Source organism: Paraburkholderia sp. RL18-101-BIB-B (assembly GCF_046026985.1).
In the GTDB taxonomy this organism is placed as follows: Bacteria; Pseudomonadota; Gammaproteobacteria; order Burkholderiales; family Burkholderiaceae; genus Paraburkholderia.
This window is the reverse complement of the sequence record NZ_JARESV010000042.1, coordinates 52988-72890: the sequence shown is the minus strand read 5'-3', so window position 1 is coordinate 72890 and position 19903 is coordinate 52988. Positions and strand designations below refer to the sequence as shown.

General features: G+C 60.6%; 17 protein-coding genes. All 17 read left to right on the top strand.

The window, feature by feature from the left end:
• Positions 1–165: 165 nt before the first annotated feature.
• Positions 166–630: a hypothetical protein gene (locus P0D73_RS36150; RefSeq protein ID WP_408256078.1), complete on the top strand. Its 465-nt coding sequence runs from the start codon at positions 166–168 to the stop codon at positions 628–630.
• Between the two features lie 351 nt (positions 631–981).
• A complete protein-coding gene (locus P0D73_RS36145; RefSeq protein WP_408256076.1) occupies positions 982–1473 on the top strand; it encodes a hypothetical protein in 492 nt (163 codons plus the stop codon).
• Positions 1474–1576: 103 nt separating this feature from the next.
• Positions 1577–2911 (top strand): hypothetical protein, encoded by a 1335-nt coding sequence (locus tag P0D73_RS36140; RefSeq protein ID WP_408256074.1) that lies wholly within the window; start codon positions 1577–1579, stop codon positions 2909–2911.
• Between the two features lie 263 nt (positions 2912–3174).
• Positions 3175–4200 carry a P-loop NTPase family protein gene (locus P0D73_RS36135; RefSeq protein ID WP_088176867.1) on the top strand — a complete coding sequence of 342 codons (1026 nt, stop codon included), beginning with the start codon at positions 3175–3177 and terminating at the stop codon, positions 4198–4200.
• Between the two features lie 119 nt (positions 4201–4319).
• Positions 4320–5231, top strand: a complete 912-nt coding sequence (locus P0D73_RS36130; protein WP_086916698.1) for a hypothetical protein — start codon at positions 4320–4322, stop codon at positions 5229–5231.
• 10 nt (positions 5232–5241) lie between these two features.
• On the top strand, positions 5242–6519 hold the full coding sequence (locus P0D73_RS36125) for a vWA domain-containing protein (RefSeq protein ID WP_408256073.1): 1278 nt from the start codon (positions 5242–5244) through the stop codon (positions 6517–6519).
• Between the two features lie 769 nt (positions 6520–7288).
• Positions 7289–7552, top strand: coding sequence for a reverse transcriptase domain-containing protein (locus P0D73_RS36120; protein ID WP_408434976.1), 264 nt, complete (start codon positions 7289–7291; stop codon positions 7550–7552).
• A 496-nt stretch (positions 7553–8048) separates the two neighbouring features.
• A complete protein-coding gene (gene ltrA / locus P0D73_RS36115; RefSeq protein ID WP_408256072.1) occupies positions 8049–9347 on the top strand; it encodes a group II intron reverse transcriptase/maturase in 1299 nt (432 codons plus the stop codon).
• Between the two features lie 58 nt (positions 9348–9405).
• Positions 9406–10281, top strand: a complete 876-nt coding sequence (locus tag P0D73_RS36110) for a group II intron maturase-specific domain-containing protein (RefSeq protein WP_408256160.1) — start codon at positions 9406–9408, stop codon at positions 10279–10281.
• Positions 10282–10630: 349 nt separating this feature from the next.
• The gene (locus P0D73_RS36105; RefSeq protein WP_408256071.1) at positions 10631–11680 is read left to right on the top strand and encodes a TadA family conjugal transfer-associated ATPase; all 1050 of its coding nucleotides are present in this window, start codon (positions 10631–10633) and stop codon (positions 11678–11680) included.
• A 12-nt stretch (positions 11681–11692) separates the two neighbouring features.
• Positions 11693–12046 (top strand): TrbC/VirB2 family protein, encoded by a 354-nt coding sequence (locus P0D73_RS36100; protein WP_408256069.1) that lies wholly within the window; start codon positions 11693–11695, stop codon positions 12044–12046.
• Position 12047: 1 nt separating this feature from the next.
• The gene (locus P0D73_RS36095) at positions 12048–12356 is read left to right on the top strand and encodes a hypothetical protein (protein WP_408256068.1); all 309 of its coding nucleotides are present in this window, start codon (positions 12048–12050) and stop codon (positions 12354–12356) included.
• A complete protein-coding gene (locus P0D73_RS36090; RefSeq protein WP_408434978.1) occupies positions 12350–14812 on the top strand; it encodes a VirB4 family type IV secretion system protein in 2463 nt (820 codons plus the stop codon). The genes P0D73_RS36095 and P0D73_RS36090 overlap by 7 nt, the downstream gene beginning before the upstream one ends.
• Before the next feature lie 29 nt (positions 14813–14841).
• Positions 14842–15609, top strand: coding sequence for a type VI secretion protein (locus P0D73_RS36085; RefSeq protein ID WP_408256064.1), 768 nt, complete (start codon positions 14842–14844; stop codon positions 15607–15609).
• Positions 15610–15612: 3 nt separating this feature from the next.
• Positions 15613–16662 carry a type IV secretion system protein gene (locus P0D73_RS36080; protein WP_408256063.1) on the top strand — a complete coding sequence of 350 codons (1050 nt, stop codon included), beginning with the start codon at positions 15613–15615 and terminating at the stop codon, positions 16660–16662.
• Positions 16659–18029, top strand: a complete 1371-nt coding sequence (locus P0D73_RS36075) for a TraI domain-containing protein (protein ID WP_408434974.1) — start codon at positions 16659–16661, stop codon at positions 18027–18029. Before P0D73_RS36080 ends, P0D73_RS36075 begins: the two co-directional genes overlap by 4 nt.
• Positions 18026–19897 (top strand): conjugative transfer system coupling protein TraD, encoded by a 1872-nt coding sequence (gene traD / locus P0D73_RS36070; protein WP_408256061.1) that lies wholly within the window; start codon positions 18026–18028, stop codon positions 19895–19897. Before P0D73_RS36075 ends, traD begins: the two co-directional genes overlap by 4 nt.
• Positions 19898–19903 lie beyond the last annotated feature (6 nt).

Here is a 19903-nt window from a genome sequence, read left to right as displayed (position 1 = left end):
GCCGGTTGCGCTGAGCTTCCGCACGCGCCGCGGTCGCTCCGACCTTACCGGTGGCGGTGAAAACTACGTGCCGCTGGATCAGATCGAGACGACGCGTGGCTATCAGTCGTTCCTCGACGGGCTTCGCCTGGCTGGTGGCATCGACACCTCTTCAGCGGGGCGCCGATGAAACTTGCGAAGGTTAAGGTTGAATACACCGGCGGTACGACAATCACGGAGCGAGTGATGCTTAACCCGGATACGGGTCATGTACAGCTGCCTCCGCGTTTGCATTCGCTGATGAATGCAATGGATGAAACCGAGTGCTCCCCGTCGTTCACGCTGGAGTACAAGGGCGTGGTCGTACCCGTCGAAAGCGAGAGCGACAACTCTTTTAAAGTGACGATTTCACCTGAGGCGGATTCCGGGGCGCGCCAGTTGCTTCAGGCAATTGCCTCTCCAACGAAGGAGCAACGCCTCCAGAATGGTCGCTTCGCGCATACGCTGTCCGCAGCGTCTATCGGCGGCGCCGTAGGCTACGCCCATTCAACGAGCGGCTGGGACACCCAGACGCTACTTGGAACGCTCGCGCTGGGCGGGCTTGGGGTAGTATTGTGGTATGCCGGTCTTTACATTATGAAAGGAGAATGAAATGGGCGCGACAATCTTCACGCTCGTTTTTGGGCTCTCAATCGCTGGTTTCCTTATGTGGTCCGCGGACAACGGCCGCAAGCGTGACCGCGAACGTGACTGGGGCAAGTGAAATTGGTTGCAAACCTCATCACTCTCGTCGTGGGCGTGTCCATTGCAAGCGTTCTTTCTTTGGACAAACAACAACGGTCGCAAACGCGATCATGAGCGCGCTTGGGGCAAACGTGATTAACGACATGGCCTGAGGCCGCGTCAAACAGGTATAGCCGCACCTTCGGGTGCGGTTTTTTTTCGTCTTTCCTGACGATCAAACGCGCCCTCGAGCGCGTTTTTCTTTTTCCGAGATAAAAAATGAACAATGCATTTGCGAAGCCTGTGGGATACCAGCAGCCCGTTGCCTCCGCGACCGGCAACGCAGCCGTGGTGGGCGCTATCGCCGGCGCACGCGCTGACGCGTTTCCGTGCGGTGACCGGCTGGACGTCGAAGGCAAGACTGTTGGAGATGTCTGCTCGATGCTCTGCAAGGTGCTGCGCAGCACGGAGCTTGAGCCGGAATGGCTCGTAGCCGCAAACATGCTGGACGATGCCAACGAAGCGACCAGCGGTGCACGCATGGACAGGGTGTGGCCTGCGGACAGTGTCTGGAACCGCGTGGCTGTCTCAGTTGACATTGGCAGATCCGAAGGCTGGATCGTTCACGTCGACTGGATATCACGTACCGAAATACCGGATGTGGCCGGCCGCGGTTATGCCGTGATGCCGCTGCTGCGCGCCAAGGTGTTCGTCGCCGATCAGGCCTGGCAACTGGCTCGCTTCATTGCCCGTGCGATCGACGTCGCGTAACCCGTTTTTTTCAGCGTCGTAAGACGCATTCCCAACTCATCCCTCTGCGGGCACTCGGCCCCGACAGGGAACGATTGCCCGCTTCGTTTTTTCCGGAGCAATCGTGTATCAACTCTCCTTCGCTGGTCTTACTCTCCCCTTCGCCACACTGCTCGAAGTATTGGCAGTCTTCCGGACCGACCCTCGCTTCCTAGCCCTCGAATCTTCGGACATCGTTCTGAAGCACAGCGGCCAGGCGGTTCAGGCCATCCGTCACAACGGCACGCTCACGGTGCGCCGCCCGGGCACCGCCCGAGACGTTTTCCTCTCGTTGGTCGACGAAATCGACGGCGCGTACTTCCGACCGAACGGCGTTCTGCAGGCCGCATGGCAAATCCGGCGTTCCCACTGGAAGCTGCTCTACGACGTGTTCGACCTCACGTCCACGCCCAGATTGATCTTCTCGTCCGAGCAGATCGAGGCTGCAGCCGATAGCCGGGGTCGCCTCGACCTCCATGAACTTTTGCAGCAGGAATGCGAGCGGCGATTCGGTTTTCGCTATGCGGGGCCCGAGTACGGGCGCACGCGGGATCGAAACGGGCGGCACGAAGTCCACGTCGCTTATGCGCTCGCGGAAGGCTGGGCTGTTCCCGAGGCGGTGCTGGAGGAGTATCGCCAGTTGCCGGACCGGTTCACGACTGACATGAGCTGGGGCAGGGTGCTGGTCGACGTGCCGGAATTGCGTGGGGCGATGTCGCCGCACAAGGTTCGCGTGCTCGTGAGTGTAATGCGTCAGGAGAAGGGCGGAATCAGTTCGGCGAACGCCGCGCTGCTCGCGCTGGTAATGCGGTTGGCGCCGAACTCCCCGACGTTTGAGGAGGTCGACGATCTCCTGTTCCATCACGGTCTCGTTCAGGCGTACAACCTGCCTGACCGGTATGCGACGCCCCAGCCGCTCGGAACGCCTGTCTCGAAGTTCGCTGAGGTGTACCGGCAGAACATGGCGGACAACCGGCGCGACACATCGATCGCCCGCCTGAAAAAGGAGCGTGCGGCCGGGCGGATGTCTCAACGCACGGTCAATCAGCAGACGCAGATTGCACTTCTCGAGCATGGGCGGGAAACGTTCATGCTGGGCAATGAGACGTCGAACGCGATCGACAGCGGCGATGTGCATTACCTGCTGCAGATCATGGACTGCCCTGACGATCGCAATCGCGTCGCCAAGCAGACGGTGCGTGAAGTGTTCGGTATCAAGCTGGTCGGCGTGCGCGCTGCTACCCGTCGGCGCGCCATCTTCGCCCTGGCAGGCTATGACGAAGCCTGTCAGGCAGAGTGGGAATCGGCCGGCTCACCGCAGGCCCGCCAACGTGTCATCGAGCTCCATCAGGCGACGCGTGCCGCCGCCAGCGTGCATCCGGCAGTGTTCGCCCGGACGCAGGTGGCTCACCACGCCTGATCTGCTCGAATCACTCCTTTCCGACAACCCGGCCTCGCGCCGGGTTTTTTTCGGCCTGCCCGTGACGCCTAGGGCGTAAGCCCATATGAAAACGCGACCATTCGGGCATTGCACGCGCGCTTCGCTCCCTACACTGAGTGTCATCTCCCGCGTCATTGACGCATCGACCTCGCCGACACGTCGGCATTTTTCTCTCGCCCCACAGGGACCACGTCCCTAAGGGCGTAGTCCTTTCGGGGCTTTCTCTTTTCTGGAAAGCCATCATGAAAGTTACGCCCGCACAACTGACCGAACTGCTCTCGCTGTACGTCCCGAAGCGTCTGCCGGTACTCATCACCGGTCGCCCGGGTATCGGCAAGAGCGATATCGTCGAGCAGGTCGCGCACGCAACCGATCACGAACTGCTCATCAGCCATCCCGTTGTTGAAGATCCGACGGACTCGAAAGGGTTGCCGTTTCCGGCGCCAGACGGCTTGAACGCGAAGTTCCTGCCGTTCGGTGATCTCGAACGCGCGATGAAGGCGAGACGTCCGCTCATCTGGTTTCTGGACGATCTGGGGCAGGCCTCGCCCGCCGTTCAGGCCGCCAAGATGCAACTTCTGCTCGCCCGCCGTATCGGCGAACACGTCTTGCCGCCGCACGTGACGTTTCTTGCGGCGACAAACCGCCGGACCGATAACGCGGGCGTGACGGGGATTCTTGATCCCGTCATTTCGCGCTTCGCAACGGTGGTCGAGCTGGAAGCGACGATCGACGGCTGGACCAAGTGGGCTGTGCGAAACAACGTGCCGCCCGAACTTATCGCTTTTCTGCGATTCCGTCCGGACCTGCTTTCGGTGCAGAAGACGTCACGCGATATCGAAAACACGCCGAGTCCCCGCAGTTGGGGTTTCATCGCGAAGACGATGGGCGTGGTGCCGAAACACTTGGAGCACATCTCGCATGCGGGATCGGTGGGCGAAGGTGCTGCAACGGAGCTCGTCAGCTTCCTGCAGATCTACCGAGAACTGCCGAACCCCGATGCGCTTCTGGCTACGCCGGATAAGGCGATGATCCCTCAGACGCCGTCGACGCTCTACGCCATCGCAACCGCTCTGGCTGCACGCGCGACGGAAGCCAACTTCGATCGTGTCGTGACCTATACGGAACGCATGATCGAAGCGGGGCATCGCGAATTCGCGGCGCTACTCGTGCGTGACGCATTGGAGCGCACGCCGGAAATCGCCAACTCCTACGCCTTTATCCGGGCGCAGGGCGGCGAGATCGGCGCAATCATCAAGGGCGACTGATCCGCCGTTCCATTCCACTTTTTTCTCAGCTTCATCACTCATGGCTCTGCCGTGTCCGCGAGGACACGCGGGGCCATTTTTTTCGTCTCATCCATTCATTTTCTATACGGAGTTTTCTCATGAACACCAACATCCAGTCGAAAGTCATGCTCTGCTCGGTCACGATCTCCACGTGGGTTGCCCGTCGATTCGACGGCAAGGCCACCGAAGAAGTCGAGAACAAGCATCATGCAAAGGGCATCGGCAGATTTAACAAACGCCTGCTACCCGAAAACTCTCCGAGTTTCCAGGAGGTGGTAACGATTGCCGGCCGCATCCGGAAATACTTCTACGACCACTCGTTGAAGTACGACCAGCTCGGGGTGCGCCTGCTGCCGACGATGATTTACATGGAATTCGCCGACAAGATGCGCTCGTTGAAAGACGAGTTCGATCTGGCGGTATCCGTATTCCTCACCGACTACCTGGACCTGAAGGAGCGCGCTCGCGCGGAACTGAACGGCCTGTTCAACGAGGCGGACTATCCGACCCTCGCGGAACTGTCGACTAAGTTTGGCGTGAAGATGGCTGTGTTGCCCTTTCCGGATGCCAGCCAGTTCGGCGTGGACCTGCCTGCGGACGTGCTGACGACGCTGAAAAGCGAACTCGATGAGCACGTGCTGGCGTCGATCGCGACCGCGAACGAGGATCTCGTCGAACGGATGTATACGGCCGTTTCGCAGATGGCGTCGCGGCTGTATGCGACGGGCAACGTGCGTCTGGACGTGGCCAACAACGTGCGCGACCTGTGCGCGTTGCTGCCGAAGCTCAACTTCTCCAACGATCCGAAGCTCACGCACATCCTTGATCAGGCGAAGACTCATCTCGCCGTTCACACGGGTGCGGATCTGAAGGAGTCGAATGTCCTGCGGTCCCAGGTGGCCAGCAAGGCACAGGAGATCGAGGGGCTGATGGCTGCTTTCATGGGTATCACTCCGGAAACGGAGATCGAGCCCGCGGACCACAGCGCGCAGCTGCGCCTCGTTGCTTAAGGGGGCGCTCATGGATCGCACCGTGACGGTAGCTGGCAATGGCGCGGTCCATCCGCGCATTGCCAAACAGCGAACTGAGCTCGTTCTGTCACAACCGTTTTTCGGGTCGCTCGCATTGCGCCTGAAAATGGTTGAAGACAGGTCGACCAAGGAATGCTGGGTAGACGGGGAATCGTTGGGCTATAACCCCGAATATGTCGATAAGTTGAGCGACCTTGAACTGCGGGGCGTGCTGGCGCTGAAAGTCATGCAGGTGGCCAACGGTCATTGCTGGCGTCAGGGCGCGCGAGAAGCCGGTCGGTGGAGCGACTCGAGCCAATACGCCATCACTCCGATTCTCACTTCGTCGGATTTTGTGTTGCCAAGGGGCGCGCTGAACGACGCACGCTTTGCTGGAAAGTCGGTTGAAGAGATTTATGGCGCGCTGACGCAGGAGGCAAAGCAGAAACAGCCCAAACCTGATCAGCAGCCTAAATCCGATCAGCAGTCGCAACCGCAGCAGCAACCTGAACCGGATGGCCAGTCGTCAGGGCCGGCCGGAAAAGGTGGCGGCCCACAGCCGCAGGCAGGTGACGGCCAGGGTGATCCAGAGCCGTCTGCTGGTTCATCGTGCGGTGAGGTCCGCCAGTACTCGGGGACTGACAAACCTGTGAAGGAGGCCGAGTGGAAAGTTGCTGTCGTGCAGGCCGCGAAAGCGGCGAAGATGCGCGGCAAGCTGCCGGGAGACCTTCAGGCGATGGCTGGCGAGGCAGTACGGCCCGTTGTTGACTGGCGCGCGGTGCTTCATCGCTTCGCGCAGCAGTCATCGCCGACGGACTACAGCTTCGCCCAGCCGAATCGTCGGTATCTGCATCTGGGGTTCTATCTGCCCTCGCTGCACACGCCGGCGGTGGGCGACGTGGTTTTCGTCCGTGACTCCAGCGGCTCGGTATTTGACGAGACGCAGGCCCAGTTCGATGCGGAGATCCTGTCGGTTTTTCACACGCTCAAGCCCGCCCGGCTGGTCGTGATGGATTGCGACACTCGGGTCACGCAGGTGCAGATTTTCGAGCGGGGCGACTCGCCGGAGATCAAACCTGTGCGCGGTGGAGGCGGTACGGCATTCACCGAACCGTTCGATCGCGTTGCGGCCGATGGGATCAATCCGACCTTCCTGGTTTATCTGACGGACATGGACGGCAGGTTTCCGACTGCCGCGCCGCACTATCCGGTGCTGTGGGCGTCGACTACGCCGCTCGCGCGGGCACGGCGGGCGCCATTCGGCGAAACCGTCGAGGTCATCTGCTGATCGTTTCCAAGCTCATTCAACCAACCCGGCCTCGTGCCGGGTTTTTTTTGTGCGCCGAGCATGCGCAACAGCTTGGGGGTGCAAGTCCCCTGTCCAGCCTGATGGGGCGAAGGACTAGTGAAACGCAAGGGCGTCGTCGCGAGGCGGGGTCTGAAGGAAGCGTGTAGCAAAGCCATGACCTGACGAACAGAAATCAGATATGAGGCCTACCCGGGCGGACGAGCGAGCAAATGATCGCGAAGTCCACAACCATCAAGGTCCGGGGTGGTAGATCTGGCAGGTGTGTGGTGAAGGCGGTTGAGCTTACCTCGGGAGGCCTGCGCGGTGTCCTGGAATCAGGACTGGACGAACCGCAAGGGGCGTTGATCGCCGCGCAGGAGTCAGCAGCGGACATAGTAGGGCGGCGACGCCTGAAGGCCCAAACGGAAAGGAGCGGCAAGTAAGCCGGAGAACTCGACATGGGAGCGCAGCAGAAAACGCATCGCGTCCTTGATGACGGAGAGAGGGGTGAAGCCCCGCACGCCGTTGATCGAGGGGCTGAACCTATGGCGGCGAACCCCGAGTCTGAAAGCCCGTCGGCGTGTGACCGACTGATGGAAGAAGTCTGTGAAAGGGAGAACCTGAAGCAGGCGTTGAAGCTGTGTGAAAGCGAACAAGGGTGCACCGGGCGTGGACGGCATGACGGTTCAGGCGTTACCGGCGTACCTGCGGGAGCATTGGCCGTCGATCCGGGCCACGCTGCTGAGCGGCCACGTACAAACCGCAACCTGTGAGACGGGTCGAGATACCCAAACCGGACGGAGGTGGCGCGCGCAAGCTCGGCATTCCGTCTGCGCTTGATCGATTCGTCCAGCAGGCGGTACTGCAGGTACTGCAAAGGCAGTGGGACCCGACGTTCTCGGACTCCAGTTACGGTTTCCGTCCGGGACGCTCGGCGCATCAGGCTGTGGAACGCGCACAGGGTTATATCCAGGCAGGGCATCGCTGGGTTGTAGACCTGGATCTCGAGAAATTCTTCGGTGCGCCAGGTTAAGCCCGGCGCTTTCAGCGGGTGAAATTCCCGCCCCGGAAAGGGGACGAGCCACCTCACCGGGAATCGAGTCTTGGGCTCATGAAGGTAACGACATGAGTTAAGCGTAGACAGAGCGATGTCCAGGCCGTAACGCAAGTGAAGCGATAGAGCCTCGTTATACATCCGGAGGCCGACAGGGTCGAAAACCTGGAAGGCAACAGTAGGCGACCGCAAATGGCGATGGTCGCTGGAGACTCCGGCGGGGTCTGAGAGCACGGCATGGACAGAAATGGAAGCGTCATGGCACCTGGGAGATCCACCGCCGTCTTGGTCTGGCCGCATTCGGACCGAGTATGTCAATCGAAAGGACCATCCTGAGAGAGACAAACGCGACGGTGGAAGTCGGACTCGCTGGTAGTACTCGGAGCGCGGGAAAGCCGCGTACATGGGGAAGCGGCGGGGCAGGTTGAGTTGCTGGTCCGGGGAAACATTCCCTGCACGCAGAGGTAGGAGAAGGATGTCCACACAACTGGACCAGATCGCGGGAAAAGCAAAGTCAGAGCCGAAGCTGCGCTTTACCTCGCTGGCGCATCTGCTCACACCGGAGTTCCTCAAGGAAACCTGGAAGCAGATGAATCGACGGGGTGCGAGCGGGATTGATGGCGAGACGACGAAGGAGTTTGAACAGGACCTCGACAAACGGGTTCAAGACCTGTGCGGGCGCCTGAAGCAAGGGGCCTATCGGGCTCCCCCGGTACGTCGGGTGGAGATCCCGAAGGGTCCTGGCAAGGTCGGTACGAGACCGCTCGGTATTCCGACGGTCGAAGACCGGCTGCTGCAGAGGGCGGTCGCACGGATATTGGAAGCGGTATTCGAGGCGGATTTCCTGGAATGCTCGTATGGATTCCGACCGGGGCGTAGTCCCCACGACGCCCTTCGGGCGTTGCGCGGGATCATCGTCACGAAGAAGGTCGGTCACCTGTACGAGGCCGATATCCGTGGATACTTTAACCACATCCAGCATGAATGGCTCCAGAAGATGGTGGCTCACCGAATAGGTGACCCGGTCATCCTGCGCCTGATTGGCAAATGGCTGAACGCGGGCTTCATGGCGGGCGGAGTCGTGACGCGAACGGAAGAAGGATCGCCCCAGGGCGGGCCAATCAGCCCGATCCTGGCAAATATCTACCTGCACTATGTGCTTGACCTCTGGTTCGAGAAGAAGGCCACGAGGATGTGCGAGGGCGAGGCGTACCTGACGAGGTTTGCGGATGACTTTGTGGTGAACTTCCAATATCGGAGCGACGCAGACAGGTTCGCGAAGAGCCTGACTGATCGATTCGGGAAATTCGGTCTGGAGTTGGCTGAAGAAAAGACGCGGCTGATGCGGTTCGGGCGTTTTGTCCGGGCCGACCTGGCGAAGACTGGCGAGAAGCCAGACAAGTTTGACTTCCTGGGTTTCACACACGTGTGCGGAGTTGACCGGGGTGGCAAGTTTGCCCTGGTGCGGATTCCCTGCGTCAAAAGCTGCCGGAAGTTCCTGGCCAAAACCAGGGAATGGCTCAAAGGGCACAGGCACTGGAAGCGGCGGGATCAGCAGCGTCAACTCACGACGATGTTGCGCGGCTTCTATCAGTACTTCGGGCTGCACCACTGTCAACGGAAGCTCGACGTCATCCGTCGGGAGGTCCAGCTACAGTGGGTTCGCACCCTGCGACGGCGCAGTCAACGCCATCGTATGTACTGGAGCTACCTTAAGAGTCGATCCTGGTTCGAACTACCTCAGGCGGGCTCGACACGCCATGCGACGGTATGACTCGCCTCCCATGAGTGCAACCTGGGGAGCCCGTTGCGGTAATTCCGCACGGCGGGTTCTGCGAGGGGGGACGGGTACAAGAGGACAATCCTCAAGGCCCGTCTCTACCCACCATCGCGTAAGCCACGATATCCTGATGAGCCGGGTAGCAAAGCGTGTCAGCGACAAACGGATGTTGACGCTGATCCGCTCGTTCCTGACGGCGGGCGTGCTGGAGCACGGACTGGTTGGTGCAACGGACGAAGGGACACCCCAGGGTGGTCCGCTGTCACCGTTGTTATCCAACCTGCTGCTCGACGATCTTGACCGGGAGCTTGAGCGACGCGGGCTGCGTTTCGTGAGGTACGCCGACGATTGTAACGTCTACGTACGCAGCGAACGCGCAGGCCAGCGGGTGATGGGGGGGCTGAAGGCCTACCTCACCGGTAGGCTGAAGCTGAAGGTCAACGAGACGAAGAGTGCGGTCGCGCGGCCACACACGCGCAAGTTTCTGGGATTTACCTTCTCGGCGCAGGCACAGGTCAGGCGGCGCATCGCGCCCAAGGCGCTGGCTCGCTTCAAGGCGCGAATCCGGGAATTGACTCAACGCACGCGCGGGGTCAGCGTCGATCAGATGACCGGCACGCTGAAACGCTATCTGGCAGGCTGGCGCGGCTACTTTGGTTTCTGCGAAACGCCTCGTGTACTCCAGCAACTGGATGAATGGATACGACGTCGTATCCGCTGCTTCCTCTGGACGCAGTGGAAGCGTGGCCGGACCCGATTCCAGGAACTGGTTGCGCGGGGCGTGAGCCGTCACCTTGCCGCCCAGACGGCCGGCTCGCCACACAGTGCATGGCGTCTCAGTTGTAGCCCGGCGCTGAGCATGGCCCTGTCTAATCGCTACTTCCGGTCACTGGGTCTTCCGTCGGTGGGTCCTTCGCGGATTAACTGATCCGAACCGCCGTGTACGGACCCGTACGCACGGTGGTGTGGGAGGGGTCGGGACGTGAGGCCTGCCCCTATCCCGATTCGCCAGCGGCGCTTGCCAAACCACGAGTTATCGCGACGGTGAGGCGGAAAAGCTATACGTTTTTGGGGGTCTTTCCGGGTTTTCATCCGTAACGCGTTACACGGGAACCGCCGCGCAGAGGTCGTTAAGTTCTCAGTTGCGGCAGCGGGAGCACATCAGCTCCAGCTTGTCGCACCGGTGAAAGCCGCGTTATTTCGTGTCCCTTTTGAAGCCTTCTTGGTGAGGCCAGCGAGAACAATAGTCGCATGTTAGACCGCCCACAAAGCCGCGCATGCAGGAACTCGACGACAACCCCCTACTGAAGCTCCAGCCGCTGAAGGCGGAGGCCGTCGCAATGTTTTTCGACGCGCTGAACCCGCTCAAGGAACTGCTCGAAGCGCCGGACCTCGCCGAAATTATGGTCAACGATCACCGCAACGTCTGGATCGAGCACCGAGGCGTGATGTCGCGGGTGAATGTGGATCTGCGCCCCGAGCATCTCGAAGGCGCGATCCATTCCCTCGCGTCATCGGTCGACAAGTCGGCACACGCGGGCAGTGACAAGGGGATCATCAACGCCGGTCACAAGAACCTGCGTATCGCGGCGGTCATGAACCCCACCGCCATCGACGGGCACGCACTAAGCATCCGTAAGCACCGCGAGACGAAGCTGTCGCTCGACGATTACGTGCGCATGGGCGCGTTCTCGGCAGCGCATGCGCGACCGGAAGAGGCTGAATCCATCGAGTTCGAGGAAGGCATCGAGAACGAATCGCTCATGCGCGCATTGAAGGCCCTTGTGCAATCGCGCAAGAACGTTCTTGTCGCCGGCGGCACGTCCGCGGGCAAGACCACATTCCTCAACGCGCTGGTGGGCGTTATCCCGGAAGACCAGCGCGTCATCACGATCGAGGACACGATGGAACTGAAGGTCCAGGTTCCAAACCGCGTGCGCCTGCTCTCCAATGCCGACACAAATGTCACGACGCAGCTGCTTGTCGCGCTGTGTCTGCGCTTCCGGCCCGATCGCATCATCGTGGGCGAAGTCCGGGGCGGTGAAGGTTATGACCTGCTTCAGGCACTGAACACGGGCCACGACGGCGGTCTGGCTTCCCTACACGCGAACAACGCCCGCACGGCACTCAGCCGTCTTGAAAGCCTTGCAATGCTCGGCATTCCCACCGGTTCACGTTGGGAGCTTGATGACATGCGCAAAAACATCGCCGACTGCTTTAACTACGTGGTGCATTTCAAACGCACGGGTGAGATGCGCCACGTCTCCGAAATCCTCGAAATCCGAGGCTTTCACAACAACGACTATGACCTACGTCGCGTTTTTTAACGGGAGCATCAAATGAAGCAAGGAAAGTTTTTCAGTACCGCCGCAGCAGTCGCGAAGAAGCTGCGACCGGGCAAACCAATGGTCGTCGGCGCGCTTCTGAGCGTCGCGTCGGCGGCAGCGATGGCTGCAGGCGACTTTTCGTCGCTTACAGGGCTGACGGACATCATCTGCACGATCAGTAACCTCATCAGCGGCCCGTATCTCTACGGCATCGGCATCATCCTGATCGTGATCGGTGGCGTTGCCGTTGCAAACTCGGAAAGCAATATCGCCAAGACGTTCTCGGTCGTGCTGGTGGGTCTGGGTATCGCATCGGTAGCGGTGCCGATCATGCGCGACCACTTTCATATGGCCGTTGCCTGCTGATATGCGCCAGCACAAGGTCAGCCGCGGGCTCTCGTTGCCACGCCAGATGGGCGGGGCGGACCGGATGCTGGCGATTCTCAATGGCACGCTCACGGCGCTGCTCACTTACACGAGCTGGACGCCGTCGTTTCTTGCGCTCGGCATCATCGTCCATTTCTATCTTCGCTGGCGCAGCTCCAAGGATCCTTGGTGGCGGCTGGTGATGCTCATTTACAACCGCTATCCGGACGTCTATGCGCCGGAGCCGCACGGCAAGTTCAGCGCCCGTTTCAAGCGCCCCTACGGATTCGATCAGGACCTTCCATGCTGAAAATGCCATTCACGAAGCGCGCGGTGCAGGAAGTTGCGCCGTGGATGACGCTTGTCACGCCCGAGCTTGTGCTCGACAAGGATGGCTCTCTCGTCACGGTGTTCGAATTCGACGGCATCGATGCGGACACGCCGAACCCGGGCGACATTACGGCCGCGCGCGACAATCTGGACCACGCGTGCCGGAATTTCGATCATCGGGTCACGGCGTGGTGGCGGGTCTCTCACAGGCGCGTAAAAGGCGGCGTCGAGGGCGAGTTTGCTACGGATGCAGACGCGCGAATCGATGCGATCAATCAGGCGAACATCGGTAGCGGCAAGTTCTTCCGCAATTCGCACTCCCTCGCGCTCGCGTTCACACCGGAGACAGGCCTCTCGCGCATCTTCGACAAGATCGGCTACCACATGACCGTTGGCGGCAAGAACGTGGGCGTCGCGATCTTCGAAGCCGCAAAGGACATGCTGCTCGCGCGCAGTGCGTTTGTGTTCGATCTCACCAAGCTCCAGAACGAGATCAAGCGGTTTGAGGCTGTCATCGACGGCTTCACTGGCGGGGTCACTCGCCTGAAGATGAAGCGGCTGCAACTGCAGAATGCGCTGTCCTTTCTGCATCAGCGCGCCAACCCGAGCACGCCGAAGCGGCGCGTGCGCTACCCGGTGACGATGCTTGACACGCATCTGACCGAGACGCGGGTCACCATCGGTGCCGAGCAGCTGATGTTCGAATCTGCCCACGGCAAGGTCTACGCGCGGATCATCGGCGTGAAGGAATGGATGGGCTTCCAGGAGGCGGCGCTCGATGTGCTGTCACAGGTTGATGCAGAACTCGACGTGTGCGTCATGTTCCGCTTTCTCGACACGTCCCGCGCGAGCGCCTATATCCGGAAAATCCGCGGGTTTTACAAGGCGGCCGCCTTCAACCCGGTCGCAATCCTCAAGCAGTGGGCCACCAAGGAAGAGCAGAAGAACGACGAAGGCCGTGAGCAACTGGCGAAAGAGGCCAGTCAGGCGCTTGCGAAGCTGGAGGCGGAAGGCCAGCAGTACGGCTTTGCAAACATCTCTGTCGTCGTCTACGGAAACACCCCCGAAGAATGCGAGGACGCAACCCGACAGGTCGTCGGAGTCATCGGCAATGCGGGCTTCGGCGTGATCGTGGAGAAAGACAACCTTTTCGCCGCGTGGTGTTCCACGCTACCTGGACGCTGGGACCAGCAGAAGCGCCTGCAGTTTGTCGAAACACCCGCCGTATCCGACATTGCGCCGTTGTGCAGCGTGGGCGAAGGCTCAACCCTCAACGAATGGCTGACTCAACAGTCTGGCAAGAAGACCGGGCCGCTGACATGTCTGCCCACGCGCCATCGCACTTTGCAAAACGTCGACCTCCATCACCCCGGAGGCAAGGCGCACACCCTGGTGGTTGGGCCGATCGGCGCAGGCAAGTCGGTGATTCTCAATTACTTGATGTCGCAGACCGGGCGGCATGGCGCACGCCGCATCCGCTTTGACAAGGACCGTTCGACTCGCATCCCGACGCTGCTCGGCGGCGGCAAGTTCATCGACGCCACGGGGCGTTTTGAGGCGGCAACGTCGGTCAACCCGCTCTCGCTGATCGGGGAAGAGAAACACTGGTCGTATGTGGCCGAGTGGGTAAAGCTCGTCATCGAGGGCGAGGACTACACGTGCACGCCACAGCAGGAAACGATCATCTTTGAGCGGATCCGGACGCTTGCGAAAGCGTACGGCCCTGAAAAGTGGCGGCTGACCGGCCTTATTACGCTCCTGCCGGACGACCTGCGCGAACGACTGGCTGTCTGGACTGAGGGGCAGAAAAACGGCAGGTTCTTTGACCACGTTGAGGATGGCTTCGCGCTGTCCGACGACCTGTCGATCGAGATGGGCGACCTGTTCCAGAATTTTCCGGTGGCGGCCGCGTTGTTCATGGACTATGCCTTCTACCGGATCGCCCAGATCCTCGACGGTAAGCGCTACACCGTGATCGAGATCGAAGAGGCTGGGTTCTTCTTCACCTATCCGAAGTTCTACGCGCGGCTTGAAATCTGGGCGGTGACCATCCGGAAGCTGAACGCGGCGCTCCTCATGGCGACGCAATCACTCGGGCAGCTCGCACGGGTGGCCAACTTCGAGATCATGAAGGAGAACATCCCGAACATCATCTATCTGCCCAACAGCGACGCGATCAACAACCAGACGCTGTACCGGGACATTTTCGGCCTGACCGAACACCAGATCAGGATGATCTCGAACGCGGTGCCCAACCGCGACTACCTGTGGGTGACGTCCACGCAGACGCGCATGCTGCAGGCGAGCTTCCCGAAGGAATCGCTTGCCTACCTGCGCTCCGATGGCCGCGCGCAGGCGATCCTCGACAAGCACGTGAAGTCGGGCGTCGACAACTGGCAGGACGAGTACGTGCGAGACGTCCTCGCAAACGCATAACGACAGTCTTACTCCTGAAAATCCTCACCATGACCAAAAAACTGCTCCGCACCGCGACGGCGATGGCCGCGCTCACTTTCGGCCTCATGCAACAGGGTCACGCGCAGCTTGCCGTTATCGACCCGACGAACCTGATCCAGAACACGATGACTGCCATCGGCGCGGTCAAGGGCGAGGTGTATCAGGACACGAACATCATGTATCAGTATCAGATGATGCTGAACCAGTTGAAGCAGGCGACGAACCTGAATCCGTCCGCGATGCTCGCCCAGGCAACCTCCATCACGAACGACATCAGCAGCTTGGGCAAGTACACCGATACGCTGAAGTCGCTCTACGGGGGGCTCCAGTCAAACGCGGAATACGCAACGAAGGTTCAGGCGCTGATTACGCAGTCCGGCAAGACTCCGGCGCAGTGGTTTTCTGATCAGAGCACGCTCATCAGCAATGACGACAAGACGGCCAAACAGTTGTTCCAGATGGGTAACGACGTTGTCTCGCACGTGAGCACACTCGCCAAGCGCCGTCAGGAAATACAGGATCAGCTGAACATGTCGCCGACGGCTGAGGCTACCGCGCAGCTGACGACGCACCTGCTGGACATTGTCGCGAGCCAAAACACTGACATGCTGCAGATGATGGCCGCAAAGCAGCAGAGCGACGCCGTCGCGCAGTCCGCAAAAACGGCCGACGACCAGACGCGCAATACGGCCAAAGCCGCACTGCAGATCCAGTTGGACAAGGAGCGGGCGGCTTACAACGCCACGCTAGGCTCATCGAATGTGTTGGGGCAATAAGTCGTGAGGCTCTTTTCTTTTGCTTCTGTGCGCTACGTGCTGCTTTCGGTCTGCCTGCTGCTTGGGGCGGCGCTCGCAGCGCCCGCTGCTTTTGCAGACGACCTGACGCTGCCGGACGGCTCGACGCTGACGTCCGGTCCTACAGCTACATCGGGGTCGTCAACAGCAGCGCCTCTCTCAAGCCCCAACGGCGAGTTCGCGAAAGGGGCGGGCGATGCGCAGCGGCAGATTTCAGGGCTGGTCGGAAACCTGATACCTAACGCCGTCACAGCAAGCAGCAACGTCCTGCAGTATTCGAACAAATTTGCGTGGGGGCTGGGAGTCATCACGCTCGTTCTGGCGGGCGTGCGGTTCGCCGGGACGCACCACGCGGTAACGGCATGGGTGGGCCTCTTTGAGGAAATTGCCGTTCTCGGTATTTTCGTCGCGTTGTATCTCGGATATACCACGTCCGCGCCGGGCTTCTGGAATTGGTTTCAGGATCTGGCGACAAGCATAGGCGGCGGCGCTAACAACGACATATCGACGCAACTCACGACGCTTGGCGGCAGTTTCCTGGATGCCGTGAAGTCAAAGATTGTGAACATCAAGTTGCTGACCGACTTCAACGGCACGCTCACAGACGTCGTTGCGCTCTTTCTTGCCTTCCTGGCGATGTGCGTCGCCTCAATCGTATTCACGTATTACACGGCAATCGGCCAGATTCATGCGGCCATCGGCATTGTGCTCGGTCCGATCGCAATGGCGCTCGGTTTTTCGAGTTACACCCGGAGTTACTTCCAACGCTGGCTCGACTGGATGATCAATGCTGGCATGTACGTCGTGATGGTGGCGGTCCTGTACAAGCTGATGGGCAGTTCGATTTCCAGCGCTGTCGGGAAGGCAACCAGCAACGGTACAGCGACGCAGCTGAGCGCCGGTTTTGCGTTCGATCTTGCGCTATTTCTCCTGATGCTGTCCTTCGAGATCCCCAAGCTCGCCGGCATATTTGGTGGCGGCTCGGGCGCGACGGGTACCACCGCGCTCAAGACAGCTATGAGGTTTATCCCATGAGCGCCGTCCACCGTCCAATGAAGGCAGGCGACCTGCTGGCGACTCACGGCAAGCGCATTGAACTTGTACGGCAGTGCGCCAATGAAAGCACCGACGCGGAGTTCGAACGCAAATGGCTGTCGGTGTTGCGCCGGTGCGCCGCGTGGTTTTCTTCCATGCCGCTCACGCCCGAACTGCACGCCGAGCCGGGCGGGGCTTTCCGGGCGACCATCGAGTCTACCTTCTATGCGATGCGGTTGGCCGGCGGCCAGAAGTTTGCGGCTGACATGACTTCGGACAAGCGTCGACGGCTTGAACCGCAGTACATCTACGCGGTGTTTCTCGCTGCGGCCTGCTCGTCGCTTGACGAGCCATGCAGGCATTTCGAGTTGGTGCGCGCGGCTGATCACATGCCGTGGAGTCCGGCGGCTCATGGCGCTTTCGGCAACTGGATTGGCGATGGCGACTATTTGGTGCAGCGTCGCGCGGCATCCCTGAAGGGCGAGCGGATGCGCACGGCGATGTTCGCGCAGACCGTCATTACGCCCGAATTGCTGTCGGGGCTGGATAGCGCGGTGCTCGCGGATCTGTTCGGCGCGATCAATCCGGAAAAGAGCCCGCAGGGTTTTGAAGCGCTGGTGCACAAGGTCGTGCGCCAGGCGATGGACGTTTCAGTCGAGTTTGAGCGCAAGGCGCAGCGCGGCGTATTTGCGCCGGTTAAGTTCGACGTGCCGTCCGCGGTGCATGTGGCACTCGAGCTTCAGCCGCAGGTTGTGCCCCGAACGCCCGTTCCGGCCGCCCCGGCGGAAGCTGCACCGCTCGCCCCATCCGCGCATGGAGCCAATGAGCCGCCGGCGGCGCCCGCACCGCCTGCTGCGGCCCATACGACCGGTCCGGCACAAGAGTCGACGCCCGGTTCCGCCTCAGGCGGCCCACAGCTTTCCCAGTCGTTGCTCGATGCGTTGGAGCGCAGCGAAGCCCAGGCCTCCACCGCGGCCGCGACTGGCCCCGTCGAACCCACGGCGCGCGCCACGCCCGCAGGTGCTGTAGACTCGTCGCAGATGGCGGCAGGAGTGCCGACAGCGGGGCGCCCGAGCCGCAACGGTCCCACTGACGAGGAACTGACCGAGGTACTCGGCCCGGGCTCCGCGATGATGCGCGAGTTTTTCAGGGCGCTCGCGGGCGATGTCGCGGCGGGCAAGGCAAAGGTCACGTGGGAAGAAAAAGGGTTGGCCGTGCAGAAGCGCCTGATCGGCGGCTACGGCATCACGAGCGATACGCTTGTTGAGCAACTCAGGAAGCGCAGCCTGCTGCTGCGAGCGGCCGGCAACGACATCTGCATTGTTGAGCGTGCTGGTCGCCTGATTTCGGAGCGCCCCGCGCCATGAACTACATCAACCACTTCCGCCCGATCTACGAGTTCCGCCCGCTGATCGTCTGGCCTGTCGCGATTGTGGGCATCCTCGCATCGGGCATGCCGTACGGATGGGCGTTCTCGCTCGTCTGTCTCGCGATCCTGATCGTCCGCGGCATTCAGGTGTGGCGGGCACTTAGCTTCCGCATGGCGATCTCGACCAAATGGCTCAGCAAGATTCACATCGGCAAGCTGCTGGACACCCAGCGCAAGATGCGCGAGCGCGAGGACTCGATGTATCTCGGCACCGGCTTTGAGTGGACCCAGAAGCACACGCAGATCGCGCACGACATTCTGCGCATGCCCGTCACCGACATTCCGTCCTTGCCAAAATGGCTCAAGAAGACGGAGCTGGGTCGCAAGGTCGAGGAGCGGATTGAACTGCTTTTCGCGCCGCGCGACAGCATCCGCGATCGCATGCCTCAGGGCTCGTCGTGGATTCATGGCATGGAGCCGAAAAAGGTCCGCGTGCCGTTCCACTACAAGGCGATGGGCGGGCACACGCTGGTTGGTGGCACGACCGGCGCGGGCAAAACCCGCACCTACGAGGTGATCTCGACGCAGGTCATCCACAACCCGAAAGACGTGCTGATCATTGTCGATCCGAAAAACGACGATGACTGGAAAAAGCGGGTGGAGAAGGAGTGTGCACGCGCCGGCCGCAAGTTCCTGTACTTCAATCAGGCCAAACCGCACGAGTCGATCCGCCTGAATCCGCTGGAAAACTGGTCGCAGCCTTCCGAAATTCCGTCGCGGATCGCGCAACTGATGGAAGAGGGACCGTTTCGCGACTTCGCGTTCCTGTTCATCGACCGTGCGGTGAAGGGCGAACTGTATGTCGGCGACAAGCCGAACCTGCGCTCGATCCTGAAGTACGCGCAATCCGGCATCGGTACGCTGCTGGAGCGCGGTCTGCGCCGCTTCTTCCTCGAAAACGGTATGGCGAACTGGGAAGAGCTGACGGTCGCCCAGACGGTGAAGGACTCTGTGCGCAAAAATGACATCTCGCTCGTCGACGGGATGGCCAGGCTTTATATGGACCGGTTTGCGGCGCACGACCGCGGGCACGAAACCATCGATGGCCTGATCGCCACGCACACGCACGACCGAGAGCACTACATGCGGATCATCGCGTCAGCGCTGCCGTTGCTGCAGATGCTGGCGACAGGCGAAACGGGCCTGATGCTCGCGCCGAAAGCCGACGACTTCGAGGACGAGCGCGAGATCTGGGACATCGACAAGATCATCAAGCAGAAGGCCGTGCTGTACATGGGCCTCGACTCGCTGTCGAACAACATCGTGCAGAAAGCGATCGCGTCGATGGCGCTGTCGGACGTTGCGGCGGTCTGCGGCTCGATCTACAACTTCTATGCGGAGAAGCCCGACGTCGTTCTGATCATCGACGAGATCGCCGAGGCGATCAACGAGCAGGTGATCCAGATTCTGAATAAGGGCCGTGGCGCGGGCTTCAAGGCATTCGTCGCTTTCCAGGCGCGGGCCGACCTCGAAGCGAAGCTTGGAAACGCCGCGAAAATGTTGCAGGTTTTGGGCAACCTGAACAACCAGGTGATCCTTAGACTTGAAGATAGCGATACCGCCAAGTGGTTCTCGGACAAGGTGGGGGAGACAGCGATTCGGGTGGTCAACATCTCGAACAGCACGAACACCACGACCGAAGCACATGCAATGGAATTCAGTGGATCCCAGTCACGCACCCTTCAACTGGAGAAGGTGCCGCTGATTCCGATGCCTCTGATCCATCGTTTGCCGAACCTGCAGTACTTCATGCGCATCTCGGGCGGTGCCGTCTACCAGGGCCGAATTCCAATTATCGAAGGCTGAACCACA